This window comes from Komagataeibacter ossonobensis (assembly GCF_057359305.1).
In genome coordinates this window covers 1-19,364 of sequence record NZ_JBXAYQ010000022.1, presented here as the reverse complement: position 1 = coordinate 19,364, position 19,364 = coordinate 1, and the positions used below count along the sequence as shown (strand labels likewise).

Below are 19,364 nucleotides of genomic sequence, written 5' to 3'. Positions count from 1 at the left end.
AGACGAAAGATGGAGCAACGCCATGTCACTCAAACACGATGATCGCCTGCGCGCGCTAACCCACAAGGATTCCGATTTCTGGGCCGATGTGGTGGACAATGTCCTGATCGTCGCCATTACGGATGTGCGTGGCGTGATTACCTATGTCAACGACCGCTTCTGTGAGATCAGCCGCTACCCGCGGGAGGAACTGCTTGGCTCCACGCACCGGATCGTCAATTCGGGGTATCATGACGCCAGCTTCTTCAGGCAGATGTACCGCACCATCCGGTCGGGGGAAATCTGGCGCGGCAATATCTGCAACCGCGCCAAGGACGGGACGCTGTACTGGGTGGCGACGACCATCATGCCCAAGCACAACTCGCTTGGCGCGGTCGAGGGGTATGTCGCGACCCGTTTCGAGATCACGGAGCTTATGAACACCCGTGACCGGCTGAAGTCACTGGCGGCGACCGACCCGCTGACGGGGCTGTTCAACCGCGGTGGCTTCAACACCGTGCTGCAGACGGCGGTGGAGGAAAAAGCCCGCAACATCACCCGTGAAATCATGCTGGTCATGTTCGACCTGGACGGTTTCAAGCAGATCAATGACATCCACGGCCACCATGCCGGTGATGTGGTGCTGAAGGTGATTTCGCACCGGCTGCTTGAACTGGTCAGCCCGCAGGACGCGGTGTGTCGGCTGGGTGGGGATGAATTCGCGCTTATCCTCAACCACACGTTGCTGACCACGCCGCTGAACACCATGCTGGAACGGCTTCTGGCAGCACTTGAGGCCCCGATCGAGGTCGGCAATACCATGGTCAACGTATCGGGCAGCATTGGCATAAGCCCGATCGCCAGCCAGGAAAGTGCGGAATCCCTGCAGAAAAACGCGGATATCGCACTCTATGCCGCCAAGCGCGCGGGTGGTCATCAGGCACGGATGTTCGACATCACCCTGCACCAGCACGCGCTTGAGCGCGCGCAGATCCTGACCGATGCGCGTGATGGCGTGGAAAAGGACCAGTTCGAGCTGTATTACCAGCCGATCCTGAATGTTGCGACCGGCCGGTGCGACCAGATCGAGGCCCTCCTGCGCTGGCACCATCCGCTGCGCGGGCTGCTGGCGGCGGAAAGCTTCCGTGACGTGTTCCTTGACGCCACACTGGCGCAGGCCATGAGTCCGCGACTGGTGAAGTCGTTCCAGAATGACATGCGGCTGTGGAATTCCAGTCTTGCAACCTATCCCAACCTGACCATCAACCTTTCGCGGCTGGACCTGCTCAATATCGGGTTCCAGAACGACCTCGAAGCCGAGATCAAGCGGCAGGGTGGCACTGCCAGCGACTATGTGCTGGAAATATCCGAAAGCGTGCTGGCGGGCCGCCGGTCGGACCGGGTGCTGCTGCGGTTGCAGGAACTGGTCAACCTGGGCTTCCAGCTGACACTGGATGATTTCGGGCAGGCGACGCTGCCGATCGCGGTCCTGCGTGATATCCGTTTCACGCAGGCCAAGATTTCCCGCCACCTGGTGACCGACATCGAACATAGCCAGGCAGCACGTGACGTGATTGCCCACCTGACGGGACTGGCCCATGCCTTTGGCCTGAGCGTGACCGTGGGCGGGGTGGAAACCAAGGGGCAGATGGATATCCTGATCGACCTGAAAGTCGACCGGATTCAGGGTTTTTACATTTCTCCGCCCATTTCTGCTGCAAATCTGGTTCTGGCGGAGCACATCCTTGCGCCAGATCATTCCGAAGTTGCATTACAGGCGTCATGAGGTGCCATGCGCCTGACACTTTATACGGATTATTCCATTCGTGCCCTTGTCTACCTGGGACAGAACCCGGGTAGACGGATTGCGATTCAGGAAATTGCCGATACCCATGGAATTTCACAAAGCCATCTGGTCAAGGTGGTCAACCGCCTGTCCAACAATGGCATCATCCTTGCGCGGCGGGGCCGCAGCGGGGGGGTGGAACTGGCGGTCACGGCGCATGAAATCTTTATTGGTGACATTGTCCGGCTGATGGAAGCCGACCTGCATACGATCGTTGCCTGCGTCCCGAACAAGGGACAGCCATGCGTGCTGGCGGATGCCTGTCGGCTGCGTGGCCTGCTCTCCAAATCGCTGAATGCCTTCATGGCGGTACTGGACCGCGTGACGCTGCATGACCTGATAATGGACCAGAAAAAATATTAACGACGACAGGAGGATAATTCTGGTTTTTAATTTGTATTCCGTATAAGTATCCATTTAAGGAATTTCATACGACTGGCTGTTTTCTGCCGGTTTTGTTATAAGTTCTGCTTATGATTTGATAAAAATATATTATAAGATCCCTAACAGGATACTTTCCTGTTGCAGCGCGGACCGATACAGTCTTTTTTTATGATATATCAACATCGCCACCCTATCTGACCACAGGATACCATGTCCCGCATGTTACAATACCGGGTCCTACCCACCATCCGGGCCGGGGAGGCCGTGAACACCATACCATGCGCCTGACCCTTCATACCGACTACGCCATTCGTGTGCTTGTCTATCTGGCCAGCAACGCCGACAGGCGGGTCTCCGTGCACGAGATTTCCAGCCATCACAGCATTTCCCACAATCATCTGGTCAAGGTGGTCAACCGCCTGTCCAACGAGGGGATTGTACTGGCCCGTCGTGGCCGGTCGGGTGGGCTGCTGCTGCCCTGCCAGCCACATGAAATCATTATCGGTGATATCGTACGCCTGATGGAAACGGACATGCATTCCGTCGTAGTGTGCGAACCCGAGAACGGGCAGCCCTGCGTACTGGCCGACATGTGCCGCCTGCGGCACCTGCTGTCCCGATCGCTGGACGCCTTCCTGCAGGTGCTGGACCGCACCACGCTGCGCGACATCATGTCAGACAGGATATAATCCGGTCGGGATGACCGGGGATATTGCGCCATTGTCTATATACGTTTATATATAACCAATCATGCAACATGGGCCTGCGCCGTTGATAGACCAGACTTATGAACAGATAAATCTCTGTTATACATGGTAAAATCTGCCTCTGCGCAGTTGCAATAATACCAGCCCGGCGGTTTCCTGCGTGCGAACACGGGAGAGCGCCATGTCAGAAAAACCGGAATTCAGACCCTATACCCATCCTGCCGGCGGATGGGGCGCGGCCAACGCCACCGCGCGCGTGCTGATGGAACAGAGCGTCCTGGCCAAGGGGTCGCGCGCGCTTCTGGCCATGAACCACCCCGATGGCTTCAAGTGCCCAAGCTGCGCGTGGCCGGACCCCGACCGTGAAAAGACACTGGAATTCTGTGAAAACGGCGCCAAGGCGCTGGCGTTCGAGGCCACGAAGCGCAAGGTCTGCGCGGATTTCTTCGCCGCCCACACCGTAACCGAACTCATGGCCCGTAGCGATCACTGGCTGGAGGAACAGGGCCGCCTGACCCAGCCCATGCGCTATGACGCGGCAACTGACCATTACGTGCCGTGTACATGGGATGAAGCCTATGCCATGATCGGCCGCCACCTGCGCGCACTCGATCACCCCGACCAGGCGGAGTTCTATACTTCGGGCCGCACGTCGAACGAGGCCGCATTCCTGTATTCCGTGTTCGTGCGCGCGTTCGGCACCAACAACTTCCCCGACTGTTCCAATATGTGCCACGAACCGACCAGCCGTGGCCTGCCCATGTCCATCGGCATTGGCAAGGGCACGGTGCGGATGACGGATTTCGCCCATGCGGAAGCCATTTTCATCATCGGCCAGAACACCGGTACCAACAGCCCGCGCATGATGACCGAACTGGTGCATGCGCGTAAGCGCGGCGCGCCGATCATAGCCGTCAATCCCATGCCTGAACGCGCGCTGATCCGTTTTACCGAACCGCAGGACCCCATCAAGATGGCGACCTTCGGTTCCACCCCCATCGCCAGCGAGTTCTGTCATGTGCGTATTGGCGGTGATGTCGCGTTCCTGAAGGGGGTGATGAAAACCCTGTTCCAGATGGATGCGGACGCCGCGGCAAAGGGCGAACCCGCCGTTCTGGACCATGCCTTCATTACCGAACACACCGACGGGTTCGATGCGCTGAAGGCCGATATCGAGGCGACGCAGTGGGCGGACATTGTCGCGACCTCCGGGCTGAGCGAGGAACAGATCCGCCGCGTTGCCGGAATCTATGCCGCATCCAACGCCACCATCATCTGCTTCGGCATGGGGGTGACGCAGCACCAGCAGGGATCGCGCGTGATCCACCAGATTGCCAACCTGCTGATGCTGCGTGGTAATTTTGGCAAGGAAGGGGCGGGGATCTGTCCCGTGCGCGGCCATTCCAACGTGCAGGGCGACCGCACGATGGGCATTGATGAAAAGCCGACCACCATCTACCTCGACCGGCTTCAGGCGGCATTCGGTTTCAGCCCGCCACGCGCGCACGGCCACCATGTGATTGAATCCGTGCAGGCCATGATTGATGGCACGGCAAGGGTGTTCATCGGCATGGGTGGCAACTTCATTCACGCCATTCCCGACACGCCGGTGGCGTATGAAGCGATGTCGCGGCTGGACCTGACCGTGGGGATTGCGACCAAGCTCAACCGCGGGCATCTGGTGCATGGGCGTGAGGCGCTGATCCTGCCGGTCATTGCGCGGTCCGAAATCGACATGCAGAAAACGGGACCGCAGTTCATCACCATCGAGGACGCGATGTCCGGCGTCACGCGGTCCCACGGCGTGCTGCATCCCGCCAGTCCCGACCTGCGTTCGGAAATCGAGATCGTCTGCCGCATGGCCCGCGCCACCCTGCCGGACAGTACGATTGAATGGGAAGCCTTCATTGATGATTACGACCTGATCCGCGACAGGATCGCGCAGGTCTATCCCGACCTGTATGCCGATTTCAACACGCGCATCCGCCACGGCAAGGGCTTTTCGCTGCCGGTGCCCCCGCGCCAGCGGATCTGGAACACGCCCACGGGCCGCGCCAATTTCCTGCTGTTTGACGGGCTGGACGAGGACACGCCCATTGGCGGCCCGGACATGCTGCGCCTGTCCACCATCCGGTCGCATGACCAGTACAATACCACAATCTATACCAATAACGACCGTTACCGGGGCGTGTACAACACCCGCATGGTGGTTTTCATGAACAGGGATGACATGGCGGCGCGCGGACTGGCGGATGGTGCGCTGGCGGACCTTGAAACCATCAGCACCGATGGCACGCAGCGCCGGGTGGGCGGGCTGATGGTGGTGCCATACCCCATGCCGCGCGGGTCGATTGCCGGGTATTACCCCGAACTCAACCCGCTGCTGCCGCTGTCGCATTTTGACCAGATCGCGGGCACCCCCGCCGCCAAGTCGATACCGGTGCGCGTAACCGTGGCAAGCCCTGCAACCCGGCCCGAACCGGCCTGAAACCCGGTCCGGTCATGAACAGCAACGCTTTCACGCGGCTGGTGGACTATCCCACCGCCCTGCGGCTGGTGCTGGCGCGCGCGGATGGCAGCGCGCCGCCCGTGACCCGCGTGCCGGTGGCGCAGGCGACGGGGCGGGTGACGGCCGTCGATATCCTGGCCACGACCTGCCGCCCGCCTGCCGATATTTCCGCCATGGACGGCTACGCCTTTGCCCATGACGCCATGGCGGCCCATGCCCCGCTGCCGGTCGCGGGCCGCACGGTGGCGGGGGACCGGCCCGAACCGCTGGCGCCGGGGCATGCGCGCGCCATCCTGACCGGCGCGCGCATCCCGGCGGGTGCCGACTGTGTCATGGCGGCCGAACGCATGGCGGTTGCAGGAAATACCGTGGCCCCGGTCACGCCGCTTGCGCCGCAGGGCGCGAATATCCGCAGGCGGGGGGAGGAATTCGCAGCCGGAACGCGGCTTGTCGCGCGCGGGCAGGTGCTGGACTGGCGGCATATCGCCCTGCTGGCGGCACAGGGGCTGCGTGATGTGCCGGTTGCCCGCAGGCCGCGCGTATCCGTCCTGTCCAACGGCGCGGAACTGGCGGCGGATGCGCCGGGGACCTGCCCGGATTCAAACGCCCCGATGCTGTCATCCATGCTGGGCGCCATCGGCGCGCGCGTCAGTACGCACGCGGCCCCCACCGATAACGTGGCCGCGCAGGCCGCCCACCTGCGCGCGGCGTGCCGGGGTGCGGATATCGTGGTCACGACGGGCGGCATATCGGTAGGCAATACCGACCATATGCTGGACATACTGCGCGACATGGGCGCGGGCGTGGTGTTTCGCGGTGTTGCGATCCGCCCCGGCCGACCACTGACGGTACTGGCGCTGGGGGAACGGACCATATTCTGCCTGCCCGGCAACCCGGGGGCTGCGGCCATCTGCGCGCTGATGTTCGTGCGGCCCTACCTGCGGGCGATCATGGGCACGGATACGCCACAGCCCGCCATGCCCGCCACCGCTGGTTTCACGGCGGATGCCCCGGCTGGCGTGACGCAGTTCATTCCCGTCAGCCTGCATCATGGCCCCGATGGCGCGGTCTACCGCCGCGTGCCCACCGTGGGGGCGTCGGACATCGTTGCCTTTTCCCGCGCGGATGCGCTGCTGGCGGTTACGGAAGCAAACCCGGTCCGGGTCGGGCAGATGGTGCGGGGCATACCGCTGTTTTAGATTGATGGAGAACAATAAAAGTTTCCGGGTGCCGCCTTTTTTCAAAAAAAGCTTCACCAGGACCTTCTGTTTATCAATAAATCGTTTTCAAACAGCTTTTAATACGATCTGCCCAACAGGGCGGCACCAAAAATTCTTTCTGATCTGCACGATGGACCGGGCGAGGCAATGTGTCTTTCATTCAATGACAACACGACAGGCATGCCGCAACGCAAAATCGGCAATCGCATCCGTATCATTCACATCCAGCACCGGCAGGCGCGCAGGCAGGGCGGGATCGCCGGGCGTGTCGGTCGCGATGGCGATGATGTTGTCCTGATGCCTGAACAGCGGGTCCCTGCCAATGCCGGGGCGATAGACCTCGATACAGGCGGGGACAGTGGCGTGGAAGCCTTCGACCACCACCAGGTCGGTGCGCCGCATGCGCGACAGCAGGTCCGGCAGGGCGGGGGGTGCATCAGGGCATTCATGCTGCAGCACCCACCGGCCGGGTGCCGCCAGCATGACCTCGGCCGCGCCTGCGTTGCGATGGACCCAGGAATCCTTGCCCGGCCGGTCGATGTCGATATCATGGTGCGTATGCTTGATGGTGGAAACCGCCAGCCCCCGCGCGCGCAGCACCGGCAGCAGGCGCGCCAGCAGGTGCGTCTTGCCCGACCCGCTGCGCCCGGTCAGGCCGATCACCGCCTGTTGTGGTGGATGGGACATGGAACGCACCCCCTGAACAATACTTCGTCCCGACCGCCCATGCGGGGGATGGCGCAGGGTACGGCCTTGTCCCGCCCCATGCAATGCGCGCACTGATGGTGGGCATACGTGTGGGCGCACTGGTCATGGCCGGGGGCATGGCGCAGCGCATGGGTGGCGGTGACAAGCCGCTTCTGCAACTGGGGGGCATGACCTGCCTTGGGCGCATCCTGGGCCGCCTGCGCCCATGCTGCGCCGCCATTGCGATCAGCGCCAATGGCGACCCGGCACGGTTTGCGGCTTATGGCCTGCCGGTGCTGGCCGACAGGGTTGCGGGCGTGGGGCCACTGGCCGGTGTGCTGGCCGGTCTGGACTGGGCGGCGGGGCAGGGGTGCGACGTGCTGGTGACGGTGCCGGGCGATACACCGTTCATCCCGGCTGGCCTTGTGTCCCGCCTGCTGCCCGCGCCGTCCTTTGCCGCAAGCGGCGGGCAGCGCCACAGCCTGGTCGCGGCATGGCCGGTGGGCTGCCGCACCCTTCTGGCCCGGCAACTGGATGGCGTCACGCCCGAAACCCGGCGCGAGATGACCCGCGTGCGCACGCTGGCCAATACGCTGGGCGCGCGCGGGGTGGATTTTGCCGTGCCGCCGGGTGGCCCGGACCCGTTCATGAACATCAACACCCCCGCCGATTACGCCATGGCCCGGCACCATGCGCGGGGCTGGATGACTACGCGACCGTGCCCGGAAAACACCATCCAGCCATAAGAAGGACCGCACCATGACCCGCGCCCTGCCGCCCGCCATCGTGCCCTGCGCCATGGTGGTCCATGCCCCCGGTGACAGTGCCCGCGAACGCACGCTGGACATTGCCGAGGAAACGCCCGTCACCCTGTCCTTCAACGGCATGGCGCATGGGGTGATGATGGCCACACCGCTGGACCTGCATGACTTCGCCACCGGCTTTGCCCTGACCGAGGGGATCATCCCCGACCTTGCGGCGCTGAAGGATGTCACGGTCGTGGCGGAAGCCGATCATGCGCGTGTGGACATGCGCATCGACGGTCCGTCCTTCCACCGCCTGCTGGCGCGCGGGCGGCGGGCGATTGCGGGGCGCACCAGTTGTGGCGTGTGCGGCACGGATGCGCGTGACGTGCTGGACCGCCCGCGCCGCACGGTGCCCGATCTACAGCCCGACCTTGCGGCGGTGGGGCGGGCGCTGGTGGCGCTGCCGGGGCGGCAGGTGCTCCATGCCCGCGCGCGCATGCTGCATGCCGCCGCATGGTGCGCGCCGGATGGGACCATCATGCATGTGCGCGAGGACGTGGGCCGCCATAACGCGCTGGACAAGCTGGTGGGGGCGGGATTGCGCGACGGCGTGGATTTCGGGCGCGGGTTCTGCGTGATTACCAGCCGGTGTTCGTATGAAATGGCGCATAAGGCGATCATGGCCGACATGCCCGGCCTGGTGGCGGTATCAGCGCCCACGGCACGCGCGCTGCGGGTGGCGGGGCAGGCGGGGCTTTACCTGATTGCACCGGCGCGTGAGACATCCGTAATGGTTCCCGGTCTGGTTGTGGGAAAGTAAAAAAAACATTTCGTGTGCAACCACAGCAGGTCTGGATTCTAAATACGTCATGATGGGGGCCGTTTTCTGGCGGAATACTTACAGCGCTGAAACAATAGTAATAAAGTCGTGACCAACCTCGCGATTTCGTTTTTTCGCGTTTAACGGACGCGGGACTAGCCTCCGCTCCATGATACTGGAGGAACATCCATTATGTCTGCTTTCATGAAACCACACAGCGCCGCGGGATGGGCGACGCTTTTACTTGCAGTCATCATCATCCTTCTGGGCCTGCCCCTTTTATACATGGGCGCGGAACTCGCCTTCCTGGGTGGCTCGCTTTACTATGTTGTCTGCGGTCTGGTGGTCACCGCCGCGGGCGTGCTGATGGCCATGGGCCGCCCGCTGGGTGGCCTGCTTTACCTTGGGGCCTGTGCCTTTACCTGGCTGTGGGCGTTCTGGGAGGTGGGCTTCGACGGCTGGGGCCTGCTGCCGCGCGTCTTTGGTCCCACCCTGCTGGCAATTGGCGTGGCGCTGTGCCTGCCGGTGCTGCGCCGTGCGGAACACGCACGTACAACCAACGTGCGGGGGGTCGCATAATGTCCAATACAACAATGCTGCGCACCCTGCTGCTGGGGGCTACCATCATCGCCGGCACGGCCGGTGTCACCGCGCTGGCGCAGGTGCCCCCCGCCGACCAGCCACCCGGCAATGGCAACGCCACCGTATCCCCCGGCACGCCCACGCCGCCGACGGATGCGTTTTCCGCCCCATCGCCCAACGGCCCGCAGGCGCCGGGCGTCAACGCCGCCAACATTCCCGACGGCCCGCCCGCCGAACCCAGCGAGGCCACGCCGATGGTCGAGCAGGTCACGGCCAGCCCCGCCCATGATGACTGGCCCGGCTATGGACGCGATGACAAGGCGACCCGCTTCTCGCCGCTGGACCAGATCACGCCATCCAATGTCAGTCACCTCAAGCGTGCGTTCATCTACCATACCGGCAGCAAGCCCGCGCCGGGGCAGGTGAACAAGTGGGCGGCCGAAACCACGCCCATCAAGGTGGGTGACGGGCTGTACATGTGTTCGGCCATGAACGACATGATGCGCATCGACCCCGCCACGGGCAAGGAAGTCTGGCACTTCCACGCCAATGAAAAATACGACAGCATTCCATACACGGCGGCGTGCAAGGCGGTGGTGTACTACACGTCCTCCACCGTGCCGGAAGGCGAGCACTGCCACCACCGTATCCTTGAAGCCACGCTGGATGAACGCCTGATCGAGGTGGACAGCGAGGACGGCAAAGTGTGCGAGGGCTTTGGCTGGCACGGCATGGTCAACCTGATGAAGGGGATGGGTGAGTCCGTGCCCGGCTTCGTGGCCGAAACCGCGCCGCCGCCGATCGTCAATGGCGCGATCATCACCAATCAGGAAATCCTGGATGGCCAGCGCCGCTGGGCGCCGTCGGGCGTGATCCGCGGGTATGATGCCGAAACCGGGCGCTTCCTGTGGGCATGGGATGTCAACCGCCCGCATGAACATGGCGAACCGAAGGAAGGCGAGCATTACAGCCGTGGCACCCCCAATTCATGGGCCGCGATGATTGGCGACAACGCGCTGGGGCTGGTTTACGTGCCGACCGGCAACTCGGCCGCTGATTATTACAGCGCCATGCGGTCACCTGAGGAAAACAAGGTGTCCTCCGCCGTTGTGGCAATCGACGTGAAAACGGGTGAGCCGCGCTGGGTGTTCCAGACCGTGCACAAGGACGTGTGGGACTACGACATCGGTTCCCAGCCCACGCTGATGGATTTCACCAAGCCTGATGGCAGCAGCGTGCCCGCGCTGATCATGCCAACCAAGCGTGGCCAGACCTTCGTGCTGGACCGCCGCACGGGTGAGCCGGTGCTGCCGGTGGAAGAACGGCCCGCCCCATCCCCGGGCATGGTGCCGGGTGACACGCGCGCGCCCACGCAGCCGTGGTCGGTCGGCATGCCGCGGCTGGGCTTTGCCCCGCTCAAGGAAGCCGACATGTGGGGCATGTCCCCCATTGACCAGCTGTACTGCCGCCTGAAATACCGCCGCGCGCATTATGTGGGTGAGTTCACGCCGCCCAGCATTGACAAGCCGTGGCTGGAATATCCCGGCTATAACGGCGGGTCCGACTGGGGCAGTGTTGCCTATGATGAAAAGACCGGCATCCTGATCGCCAACTGGAACAACACGCCCATGTATGACCAGCTGGTCAGCCGCAAGAAGGCGGACAAGCTGGGCCTGATGCCGGTGGATGACCCCAACTACAAGCCCGGCGGCGGCGGTGCCGAGGGCGCGGGCGCCATGGCGGAAACGCCGTACGGCATCGTGGTCTCCCCCTTCTGGGATGAATATACGGGCATGATGTGCAACCGTCCGCCCTATGGCATGATCACCGCCATCGACATGCACACGCAGAAGGTACTGTGGCAGCACCCGCTGGGCAGTGCGCGCGCCAACGGCCCGTTTGGCCTGCCCACGCACCTGCCGCTGACCATCGGCACGCCCAACAATGGCGGCCCGGTCATTACCGCCGGTGGCCTGATCTTTGTCGCGGCGACGACGGACAACATGATCCATGCCTTCGACATCCATACGGGTAAGGAAGTGTGGAACGATGTCCTGCCCGGTGGCGGACAGGCAACGCCCATGACGTATGAATACAAGGGCAAGCAGTACGTCGCCATCATGGCCGGTGGCCACCACTTCATGATGACGCCGGTGACGGATGACCTGGTGGTTTACGCCCTTGATAACGTGAACTGACCACGTCCGTCATATCCTGACTGACCCGACCGGGGCCGCATCCTTGCGGCCCCGGTTTTTTTATGGGCTGTCTGAAACGTCCAATCATGAGAAAGTTTTTGGTGAAGCCTTTTTCAGAAAAGGGGACACCCGGAAACTTTTATTGTTTTTTATCCCCGAATTGTTTTTTCAGGCAGCGGCTTATGCGCACCCGACAACGGAGTACCACCATGCAACCCATGCCCGATCCATGCAGGCGCGACGGGCCGCCTGATCCGGCCGCCATGTCACCGGATCCCGACCGCCCGCGCTGCCGCTGGGCGCAGGCCGATGCCATGATGATGGCGTATCACGACGCGGAATGGGGCCAGCCGGTACATGACAGCCGACAGTTATGGGAAATGCTGGTGCTGGAAAGTTTTCAGGCCGGGCTGTCATGGCGCACAATCCTGAAACGGCGCGCGGGATTCCGCCGGGCCTTTGCCGGGTTTGATCCCGACCGCGTGGCCCGTTTCGGTGATGCGGACATCACGCGCCTGCTGGCCGATCCCGGCATCATCCGCGCACGGGCGAAGATTGTCGCCACCATTGGCAATGCCCGCGCCTATATCGCCATGCGTGAACGGGGGGAGGACCTTGCCACCTTCGCATGGGGCATGGTGGGGCACGCGCCGGTGCATAATCCCGGGCCGGTGCAGGCGTCATCCCCCCTGTCGCACGCCATGTCCACCGCGCTGCGGGCACGCGGCTTCCGCTTTGTCGGCCCGGTCACGGCCTATGCCTGGATGCAGGCGGCGGGGATGATCCATGACCATGAACCCGGCTGTTTCCGGCATGCGGGGGCAGGGGTTTTGTTGTCAAACAAAAATGAAGTATAGGCGGTAGCAGCCGGTCGGGGCATGCCTTCCCGACTGCCCACACGGATGCTGAAGGGTCGTATGGACATGCCTGCACACACAAACACCGACATGCCGGGTTTTCGTTCCCGCCCACCCATGCGCGGCAGTTGCGCGCGGGGCGCTGGCGTGATGCGGCCATCCGTCATGTTTTCGGCGCTGCTGCTTGCCTGCACGGCCCTGTTGCCGGGGCAGGGGCATGCGGCATCTGTGACGCAGGCGAAGCAGGCCGGGGCACCATTCAATCCCCTGCGTGGGGACCGGGGCTATGGCTGGACGGGGCAGACGCGGTCCGAAGTGCTGGGCACGCACGGCATGGTGGCGACCAGCCAGCCACTGGCGGCGGATGTCGGGCTGGATATCCTCAAACGCGGGGGCAATGCCTTTGACGCCGCGATTGCAACCGCCGCCGCCATAAACGTGGTCGAACCGGAATCCGCCGGGATCGGGGGCGACCTGTTCATGATCGCATGGGTGGCAAAGGAACACCGGCTTGTCGCGCTGGATTCCGCCGGGCGGGCACCATCCGGCGCCACGCCGGGGCGTTTTAGCGCCCGGGGGCTGAAGACGGTTCCGTACACGGGCATTGATTCGGCCGTCGTGCCCGGCACCGTGGCCGGGTGGGACGCCATCCGCGCCCGTTATGGCACCATGTCGTTCAAGGATACGCTGGAACCTGCCGCCCGACTGGCGGAAGATGGCTTTGGCGTGACCGAACGCGTGGAAGCCGAGTGGGAGGAATATGCCACCCTGCTGGCCAAGGACCACGACACGGCCGCCACCTATCTGCCCCATGGCAGGCCACCGGGCCTGTATGGCGTGTTCCGCAATCCCGATCTGGCCAGGGCATTCCGCCTGCTGGAAAACGGCGGTGCGGATGCTTTCTACAAGGGGCCGATTGCGGATGCCATCGTAAAGAAATCGCAGGCGCTGGGCGGGACAATCACGCCCGCGGATTTTGGCACGGTCAGGCCGCAATGGGTCAGGCCGCTGACCACGTCCTATCGCGGTTACGACATTTATGAAATGCCACCCAGCACGCAGGGCGTCGCCGTGCTGGAGGCCCTGAATATCGTTGAACAGTGCGGGCCGAAACTGGGCATCAACCCGCGTGGGGAGGGGCCACGTTCCCCACTGTTCTGGCACCTGCTGATCGAGGCGAAGAAAGTCGCCTATGCCGACCTGCGGCAGTATGTGGGCGACCCGGACTTCGTTGCCGTGCCGACCGCGAAACTGACCGGCAAGGCATATGCACGCTCGCAGTGCCACCGCATCGACCCGCGCCATGCCGCCGCCATTACGGCGGATCGCGACCCGGTGGGGGGTACCGTGTACCTGACCACGGCCGACCGCGAGGGGAATGTCGTCTCGCTGATATTCAGCGTGTATGACGAATTCGGTTCGGGCATAACCGTGCCCGGCTACGGCTTTTTGCTGAACAACCGTGGCGCGCAGTTCAGCCTTGATGAAAAAAGCCCCAACGTCATCGCGCCCGGCAAGCGGCCATTCTATACCATCATTCCCGGCTTCGTGCTGAAGGGGGGCAGGCCGTTCCTAAGCCTTGGCGTGATGTATGGCGACCAGCAGGCACAGGGACAGTTGCAGGTGCTGGAAAACATGCTCGACCTTGGGGCCAACCCGCAGGCCGCATCCGACGCGGCACGGTTTTCCCATTCACAGCAGAACAATCATGTCGTGCTGGAATCCGAACTGTATCAGGCCGTTGGCCCCGCGCTGCAGGCCATGGGGCATGATGTCAGCACGGGCAACGGGCTGGGTATGGGCGGTTACCAGGCAATCATGATCGACCCGCATTCGGGCGTGTATCGCGGCGCATCCGACCACCGCAAGGATGGCGCGGCCGTCGGTTATTAGGCCGCCCCACACGCCCCGCCGCGTCCTGTCCCCTGCACGCCGGCAGGGGAGCATGGTGTCTGTCGGTGTGTCATGAATGGCCAGGACGGCGGCGGCTGGAAACAGTCATTCAACACACTGATGCCATTCACCCGTTTACGGGTATGGTCAGCACGGCGCCCGGGTTCTTGGTGGTTTTTGAAAGCTCCATCAGGATCTGCAACATTGTGAACCCCAGCTTGCTGGGGAAATCGGTATCCGAGATATAGTAGAATTTATTATTGTACTTTATCGATACAAAAGAAAGGCGCGGCCGTTCATTACTGACATGGACAAAAACCGTCGGCTTTGTATTGCGTCCAATCAGAATGATCTTGGGCAGGGTGCGCCCTGAATCAATATCCTCCTGCGGGACGTCAATCTGGTAGGCAATCTGCCCCAGAACACCAAGCATTGTGCGGGTAAGCAGCCTGATCTGGCCATGCTGCGGCCGTCCGGCCCCGTATATGACTTCCACACGTTCATCTTTCGGGCCCATTTCAAAAAAACGCCGTGTTGACTTCACCACGTCGGCAAGAAGGGGATCCGTAGTCGATGATACCGTCAGGAATACCCGATCAAAAGCCGGGGTTTTCCCCGGTATTTCCTCACTATGTTCAAGTTGTATGCCCAAAAGGCCCGCAATCTGCAACCGGCGCAGATCATAGATGAGTTCGAAAAATTCAGGCGACCCACGCCCGACATCGCCCCCAATGGCGCCCGCATTATTGATAAGGTTGACCGACTGGACCGACAGGCGGAACAGGATATCTATGGGCAGTCCCCCCATGGCCAGCGGAAGCAGGCTGCCCGGCGGAAGCGGGCGCAGGAAACTCTGCGCATAGGCATCACCGGTAACGGGCTGGAATGTAAAGGTCGGGCTTTCCTGTATCTGTGCCCCGATGGCGCCCGCGGGCCGGATCGGGTTGGAGTCCGAGCCGACGCCTATGGAAATATTGCGCTGCAGCTGATAGCCGGAAATCAGCTGCGTCGTATCCAGAAAGCCCGGCGTATCGGCATAACGCAGACGGACGACGTTAAGCAGTGTCTGTTGTTTGGAAGAGCCAATCAACGCCTGGGAATAATCAAGTTGATCACGGTCCAGTCTTTGGGAGCCAACGCCATGACATCCACTCAACAAGAAAATGAGCGGCACGACCGTAAATTTTTTCATAACAATAGGACTCTGCATTTCTTAATATGACGTATTATCTTGTATTTTGACTATGTTTCGATGACGGTCGGGCACTGGCTTCATAAACTGACCTGATTACACCGTGTCATGATAACACGCGATTTTCTTAAACTGTAACGACACCGGTTTTTATCGGGCAATGGCGACAATCACAACCATTGCCATTTCGTGCAGTTTTTTCAACAAGATAGTCCAGACCCCCGGCGCGATGCCCTGATTGCCGGAATGTGCGACATTATTAAAATAACGTAAGTTATACTGAATCCATATGCAGCCATGGCAAACGGTCATGAACCCATGCCCCATGTGTCATCGGTTTTCGGGACGATGCCGCCCCACACCGGGCGTGAATGCATCGCAAGCCCGGCGCATGCAAAATGTGTCAGGTCAGGAAAACGTGGATGGACGGTCCGGGTCGCGCTGCCTGTTCCAGCCACCCGCGCGATGCGTGAAGGCAATTTTCATGGGATATGTGTTATTATATAATAATGTGTTAAGCGACCGGAACGGCCCCGTCACTTCCTGTGACAGGGGAAAGAGACTAGAGTATTAAACAGGATCGCAAGGTTTACCTGAATTGCCCGTAAGGTGTCCCGTACTATGAGTAAAAGCTTTTTTGCCCTTGTTCCGGCGCTCCTGCTGGCTGGACATGCGTATGCGACAGACGTGAAGCTGCCCGATGGCACCCCGGCCAGCGTGACTGTCCAGACACCCTGCACAAGTGAAAGCTACAGGGAATATGCAACCTGCATTTCCGCCATTCTCAGCCTGCCCTCCAACCGTGGGGGCGATATTGATATCAGGGCGATCGAGACCTTACTGCCCAAAGACATTCAGAAGGCAGCGATCATAAGCGGCATCACGGCAGCGCCGGTTGTGCCGATGACCGTGTCGTTAAAGCATTATGATGACAAGAATATCATCTGGCCATCAACGGATACCCCACTTGATCATATTATAATTCCCAATAACGGCACCTATCAGGTTGTGCTGACAACGGCCGATGGTGGAAAAACGTGGGGCATGCGGATCATTATTGAACAGCCGGGATCGGTCGATCAATAAAAGACGGATGATTTGCTGAAAGTTGATCCTTTAATAATTCATCCATGGTCCACAGGCGCGTCCCGCGCATCATGCAAAAATGTACCGTTGACCATGACCGCGCCCGAAACCGGGCGGTCGGGCAGCCTGTCCTGTTCAGGCATGCTGTAAAAAAAAGCCCGCCACACCGGGGGAACAGACCCCATGGCGGGCGGGCAGGCTGGCGGTACACATGTTACCGCCCTTTCTTTACTTGCTTGTTATTCGCCAGCCATCGGTTGCCCGGTGGTGGCATCCGTGCGGGCCATCTGCTGCTGCTGCCAGCCCGCACGGGCGTTGATGGCGCGGTGGCGGATGGCCGAAGGCAGAAGGTCACGCAGGATATTCATTGCCGCGCGTTCCGACAGGCCGGTCTGGCTGGAAAAGCGTTGCAGTTCCGCCGGCCTGAACAGGGCATGGATGGTGCTTTCATCCGCAACCGACGTGTTGTCACGTTCCTGCCATGTGCGGATCAACGGCAGCATGCCCTGTTCCTGTGCGCGGTGTTCCAGCATGCTTGGCTCATCCGGGGCGGGCAGGGGACCAAGGATGTCGTTCAGTACCGACAGTGCCCCCGAACGATCGCCCCGTGCGCCGGTCAGGAAATCACCGATGGCAGTGGTCATGTCGGAAATGTTTCCGGTAAGGTTTCGTGCGATTTTCATGTCAGCCTCCGAACGTCGGCGGGGCGGCCGGGCCTGTGCCACGGCATGCCCCCGGAGTTTGCGGGACGGCGTCATTTACCCTGCACGGTGTCCCGGCATGCAGGTGAAAGATCGGCAACCCGGCGTTGCATGCAGGCTTCGACCAGTTTTGTATCCGGTATGTCCAGCGGGCATAGCCGCAGGGCATCGACCTTGCACGCCGCAACCTGCTGCGGTGTGCCGGGATCGGCGGAATATGCATTCGCCGGTAGTGCCATTCCCAACCCTGTCACGATCGGGAGGGCGCAGAAAACGGATTGCCGCATTGTCTGTCCTCCTGTCTGTTTTCCAATGGGGTGGTATGGGGCAAACGTGGTCCGGTGGCATGGGTTTGCCGTCCCCATAACTGCCATGGACACATTGACGTGACCCTCGGGACCATGAAACATCTGCCCCGTACCGTTACATGTGCGACGGACCCGTGGCCGCCGGTGCCCGGGGGCCTGCCGCCTGCGCGGATGCGCCGGGGCCGGCTGGCTGGCTGGCTGCCGTATCCGTGGCGGGGGCGCCTGACTGCGCGTGTTGTTCATTCGCGCATGAAATGCAGAAATCTTCCCCGATCCTGCCATGGGCGCAGGCGGTCAGTGGCAACGCAAGCCCCAGCATGAGGGGCAGCAGGCGGCTGGCGGTCCTGATGCGGGGCAGGCGGGTCATGGGCACGGCTGGCACGTTATCCTCCATCTGTTCTGGGGGGAAAACGGCGCAGCCGCGCGGGGGTTGCATCCTACCACATGGGTGGTGGCGGCATCATGGGCGGTGGGGGTGGCGGTGGCGGCCCGTAGAACCGGCCCATCCGCATGGGCGGGGGCGGTGGTGGCGGCGGGGGCGGTGGTGGATAACGCCGCCGCATGTAGTGCCGGTGGTAATGCGGTCCCCATGCCGGTCCCCATGGCTGTGCCGACGCCACGGCAGGCAGGGTTACGGCCGCCACCACGGCCACGATGGATGTCCCATGCCGCAGCGCGCCGCGCAGGACGGACAGGACGGGAGTAAGATCCGGGTGTTTCATATCGGCATGGAACGCGGGCAGTGGGGCATCAGTTTGGAAAGATCTGGGCATAACATGACAGTTTAATGGCCGCGCGGCACAATCGTCCATCCCGCCACCTGGCCGCCGGGTGGCAGGCGGCACAGGCCGGTATGCCCGTTATCATTCACCCGCCATGTCCCGCCCCGGTGCGCGCAGTCGGCGGGCGGGGGCATGCGCCGGGCCATGAGCGCGTCATCACACGCCCCCAGGCCCAGCAGCGCCGCCATGACCATGGGGCGCAGGGCCATGGCCCCGGTCATGCACGCACGCCGCATGTCATGGCGCGGTGGTGGCGTGATCCCGGCGGAACAGCGCCCATTCCTCCATCACCGTGCCATCGGGCAGGTGGCACCAGCCGGTCACGCCCTGTGCCGAGGGGCGCATTTCCAGCGTCCCGCCGCGCTGCTGGCAATAGACCGAGGCCGGATTGGCCATGCCGATGCGCGATGCATGCGCCGGGGCATGGTGGCCCGACGCGCACGCACCCAGCAGCGTAATACCGCCAAGAACCACGCCGCGCGCCACATGCCGCATGAAAAGAGAGGGATATGTCATGAAACCTGCCTGCCTTGCCTACGGTGTTGCATGGGTAACTGCCGCCATCAGGTATCAGCAAACGCGCGCCGGGGCCAGCACGGGCATGCCCGGCGCGGGTCAGGGCGCGGGCGGCGGGGGCAGGGCGTGCCCATGGCCCAGTGCGCGCAGCATGATGCACAGGTTTGGATGATCCATCACCGCGCTGTATGTGACGCGCGGGCGGCCCGTGGCGTCGTACCACATCAGCCAGTACATCGTGCCCGCAGCCCCGGTCACGTATTCCAGCCACAGCGTATCCCCCGTGTCATGCCGCGTCACCAGCGGCGCGGGCAGCACGCTGCCCCGCGCATGGCCCGCGCCATGGGGGTA

Annotated in this window: 21 protein-coding genes; 12 read left to right on the top strand and 9 right to left on the bottom strand. The window is 62.2% G+C overall.

Translation table 11 applies throughout. The annotated features are described in order from the left end of the window. Positions 1-22 precede the first annotated feature (22 nt). The 5 genes from AC1RQ9_RS12305 (at position 23) to AC1RQ9_RS12285 (ending at position 6,624) form a co-directional block, all read left to right on the top strand. Positions 23-1,765 carry a putative bifunctional diguanylate cyclase/phosphodiesterase gene (locus tag AC1RQ9_RS12305; RefSeq protein ID WP_485987177.1) on the top strand — a complete coding sequence of 581 codons (1,743 nt, stop codon included), beginning with the start codon at positions 23-25 and terminating at the stop codon, positions 1,763-1,765. A 6-nt stretch (positions 1,766-1,771) separates the two neighbouring features. Further along, positions 1,772-2,188 (top strand): RrF2 family transcriptional regulator, encoded by a 417-nt coding sequence (locus tag AC1RQ9_RS12300; RefSeq protein ID WP_485987176.1) that lies wholly within the window; start codon positions 1,772-1,774, stop codon positions 2,186-2,188. A gap of 299 nt (positions 2,189-2,487) precedes the next feature. Next, entirely contained in the window at positions 2,488-2,898 is a 411-nt protein-coding gene (locus tag AC1RQ9_RS12295; protein WP_485987175.1) for an RrF2 family transcriptional regulator, read from the top strand. A 199-nt stretch (positions 2,899-3,097) separates the two neighbouring features. Continuing rightward, entirely contained in the window at positions 3,098-5,404 is a 2,307-nt protein-coding gene (locus tag AC1RQ9_RS12290) for an FdhF/YdeP family oxidoreductase (protein ID WP_485987174.1), read from the top strand. A gap of 14 nt (positions 5,405-5,418) precedes the next feature. Then, positions 5,419-6,624 (top strand): molybdopterin molybdotransferase MoeA, encoded by a 1,206-nt coding sequence (locus AC1RQ9_RS12285; RefSeq protein WP_485987173.1) that lies wholly within the window; start codon positions 5,419-5,421, stop codon positions 6,622-6,624. Between the two features lie 177 nt (positions 6,625-6,801). Here the strand turns inward: AC1RQ9_RS12285 and mobB are convergent, their stop codons facing one another. Next, the gene (mobB, locus tag AC1RQ9_RS12280; protein ID WP_193731767.1) at positions 6,802-7,332 is read right to left on the bottom strand and encodes a molybdopterin-guanine dinucleotide biosynthesis protein B; all 531 of its coding nucleotides are present in this window, start codon (positions 7,330-7,332) and stop codon (positions 6,802-6,804) included. 95 nt (positions 7,333-7,427) lie between these two features. Between mobB and mobA the strand changes: the two genes are divergently transcribed. The 6 genes from mobA (at position 7,428) to ggt (ending at position 14,428) form a co-directional block, all read left to right on the top strand. Beyond that, a complete protein-coding gene (gene mobA / locus AC1RQ9_RS12275; protein WP_485987172.1) occupies positions 7,428-8,078 on the top strand; it encodes a molybdenum cofactor guanylyltransferase in 651 nt (216 codons plus the stop codon). 13 nt (positions 8,079-8,091) lie between these two features. Beyond that, positions 8,092-8,898: a formate dehydrogenase accessory sulfurtransferase FdhD gene (gene fdhD / locus AC1RQ9_RS12270; protein WP_485987171.1), complete on the top strand. Its 807-nt coding sequence runs from the start codon at positions 8,092-8,094 to the stop codon at positions 8,896-8,898. 192 nt (positions 8,899-9,090) lie between these two features. Further along, entirely contained in the window at positions 9,091-9,477 is a 387-nt protein-coding gene (locus AC1RQ9_RS12265; RefSeq protein ID WP_193731770.1) for a glycerol dehydrogenase, read from the top strand. A gap of 14 nt (positions 9,478-9,491) precedes the next feature. Next, entirely contained in the window at positions 9,492-11,678 is a 2,187-nt protein-coding gene (locus AC1RQ9_RS12260; RefSeq protein ID WP_485987212.1) for a pyrroloquinoline quinone-dependent dehydrogenase, read from the top strand. Between the two features lie 209 nt (positions 11,679-11,887). Beyond that, complete coding sequence (locus AC1RQ9_RS12255) at positions 11,888-12,535, top strand: DNA-3-methyladenine glycosylase I (protein ID WP_193731774.1); 648 nt, start codon at positions 11,888-11,890, stop codon at positions 12,533-12,535. A gap of 66 nt (positions 12,536-12,601) precedes the next feature. Further along, positions 12,602-14,428: a gamma-glutamyltransferase gene (gene ggt, locus AC1RQ9_RS12250; protein WP_485987170.1), complete on the top strand. Its 1,827-nt coding sequence runs from the start codon at positions 12,602-12,604 to the stop codon at positions 14,426-14,428. Positions 14,429-14,555: 127 nt separating this feature from the next. Here the strand turns inward: ggt and AC1RQ9_RS12245 are convergent, their stop codons facing one another. After that, positions 14,556-15,620, bottom strand: coding sequence for a hypothetical protein (locus AC1RQ9_RS12245; protein ID WP_193731777.1), 1,065 nt, complete (start codon positions 15,618-15,620; stop codon positions 14,556-14,558). A gap of 621 nt (positions 15,621-16,241) precedes the next feature. Here AC1RQ9_RS12245 and AC1RQ9_RS12240 point away from each other — a divergent pair. After that, positions 16,242-16,706, top strand: a complete 465-nt coding sequence (locus AC1RQ9_RS12240; RefSeq protein ID WP_485987169.1) for a hypothetical protein — start codon at positions 16,242-16,244, stop codon at positions 16,704-16,706. Between the two features lie 239 nt (positions 16,707-16,945). Here AC1RQ9_RS12240 and AC1RQ9_RS12235 read toward each other — a convergent pair whose 3' ends face one another. From AC1RQ9_RS12235 to AC1RQ9_RS12205, 7 genes are all read right to left on the bottom strand, one after another. After that, the gene (locus AC1RQ9_RS12235; protein ID WP_227672435.1) at positions 16,946-17,350 is read right to left on the bottom strand and encodes a hypothetical protein; all 405 of its coding nucleotides are present in this window, start codon (positions 17,348-17,350) and stop codon (positions 16,946-16,948) included. A gap of 110 nt (positions 17,351-17,460) precedes the next feature. Continuing rightward, positions 17,461-17,694, bottom strand: coding sequence for a hypothetical protein (locus AC1RQ9_RS12230; RefSeq protein ID WP_485987168.1), 234 nt, complete (start codon positions 17,692-17,694; stop codon positions 17,461-17,463). Positions 17,695-17,830: 136 nt separating this feature from the next. After that, on the bottom strand, positions 17,831-18,097 hold the full coding sequence (locus AC1RQ9_RS12225) for a hypothetical protein (protein WP_485987167.1): 267 nt from the start codon (positions 18,095-18,097) through the stop codon (positions 17,831-17,833). Positions 18,098-18,152: 55 nt separating this feature from the next. After that, positions 18,153-18,437: a hypothetical protein gene (locus AC1RQ9_RS12220; RefSeq protein ID WP_485987166.1), complete on the bottom strand. Its 285-nt coding sequence runs from the start codon at positions 18,435-18,437 to the stop codon at positions 18,153-18,155. A 62-nt stretch (positions 18,438-18,499) separates the two neighbouring features. After that, positions 18,500-18,718, bottom strand: coding sequence for a hypothetical protein (locus AC1RQ9_RS12215; protein WP_193731784.1), 219 nt, complete (start codon positions 18,716-18,718; stop codon positions 18,500-18,502). 16 nt (positions 18,719-18,734) lie between these two features. Beyond that, positions 18,735-19,013 (bottom strand): putative hemolysin, encoded by a 279-nt coding sequence (locus AC1RQ9_RS12210; protein WP_193731785.1) that lies wholly within the window; start codon positions 19,011-19,013, stop codon positions 18,735-18,737. Positions 19,014-19,112: 99 nt separating this feature from the next. After that, the coding region (locus AC1RQ9_RS12205; protein ID WP_485987165.1) for a hypothetical protein at positions 19,113-19,364 on the bottom strand (252 nt) is incomplete at its 5' end.

Excerpts from the sequence above, each read along its gene's own strand:
- AC1RQ9_RS12255 (WP_193731774.1), top strand. The coding sequence starts at position 11,888 with ATGCAACCCATGCCCGATCCATGCAGGCGCGACGGGCCGCCTGATCCG.
- AC1RQ9_RS12285 (WP_485987173.1), top strand. The coding sequence starts at position 5,419 with ATGAACAGCAACGCTTTCACGCGGCTGGTGGACTATCCCACCGCCCTG.
- ggt (WP_485987170.1), top strand. The coding sequence starts at position 12,602 with ATGCCTGCACACACAAACACCGACATGCCGGGTTTTCGTTCCCGCCCA.
- AC1RQ9_RS12210 (WP_193731785.1), bottom strand. The coding sequence starts at position 19,013 with ATGACATATCCCTCTCTTTTCATGCGGCATGTGGCGCGCGGCGTGGTT.
- AC1RQ9_RS12245 (WP_193731777.1), bottom strand. The coding sequence starts at position 15,620 with ATGAAAAAATTTACGGTCGTGCCGCTCATTTTCTTGTTGAGTGGATGT.
- fdhD (WP_485987171.1), top strand. The coding sequence starts at position 8,092 with ATGACCCGCGCCCTGCCGCCCGCCATCGTGCCCTGCGCCATGGTGGTC.
- AC1RQ9_RS12300 (WP_485987176.1), top strand. The coding sequence starts at position 1,772 with ATGCGCCTGACACTTTATACGGATTATTCCATTCGTGCCCTTGTCTAC.
- AC1RQ9_RS12240 (WP_485987169.1), top strand. The coding sequence starts at position 16,242 with ATGAGTAAAAGCTTTTTTGCCCTTGTTCCGGCGCTCCTGCTGGCTGGA.
- AC1RQ9_RS12220 (WP_485987166.1), bottom strand. The coding sequence starts at position 18,437 with ATGAAACACCCGGATCTTACTCCCGTCCTGTCCGTCCTGCGCGGCGCG.
- AC1RQ9_RS12295 (WP_485987175.1), top strand. The coding sequence starts at position 2,488 with ATGCGCCTGACCCTTCATACCGACTACGCCATTCGTGTGCTTGTCTAT.
- AC1RQ9_RS12290 (WP_485987174.1), top strand. The coding sequence starts at position 3,098 with ATGTCAGAAAAACCGGAATTCAGACCCTATACCCATCCTGCCGGCGGA.
- AC1RQ9_RS12305 (WP_485987177.1), top strand. The coding sequence starts at position 23 with ATGTCACTCAAACACGATGATCGCCTGCGCGCGCTAACCCACAAGGAT.
- AC1RQ9_RS12215 (WP_193731784.1), bottom strand. The coding sequence starts at position 18,718 with ATGACCGGGGCCATGGCCCTGCGCCCCATGGTCATGGCGGCGCTGCTG.
- mobB (WP_193731767.1), bottom strand. The coding sequence starts at position 7,332 with ATGTCCCATCCACCACAACAGGCGGTGATCGGCCTGACCGGGCGCAGC.
- AC1RQ9_RS12260 (WP_485987212.1), top strand. The coding sequence starts at position 9,492 with ATGCTGCGCACCCTGCTGCTGGGGGCTACCATCATCGCCGGCACGGCC.
- AC1RQ9_RS12235 (WP_227672435.1), bottom strand. The coding sequence starts at position 17,350 with ATGACCACTGCCATCGGTGATTTCCTGACCGGCGCACGGGGCGATCGT.
- AC1RQ9_RS12265 (WP_193731770.1), top strand. The coding sequence starts at position 9,091 with ATGTCTGCTTTCATGAAACCACACAGCGCCGCGGGATGGGCGACGCTT.
- mobA (WP_485987172.1), top strand. The coding sequence starts at position 7,428 with ATGGTGGGCATACGTGTGGGCGCACTGGTCATGGCCGGGGGCATGGCG.
- AC1RQ9_RS12230 (WP_485987168.1), bottom strand. The coding sequence starts at position 17,694 with ATGCGGCAATCCGTTTTCTGCGCCCTCCCGATCGTGACAGGGTTGGGA.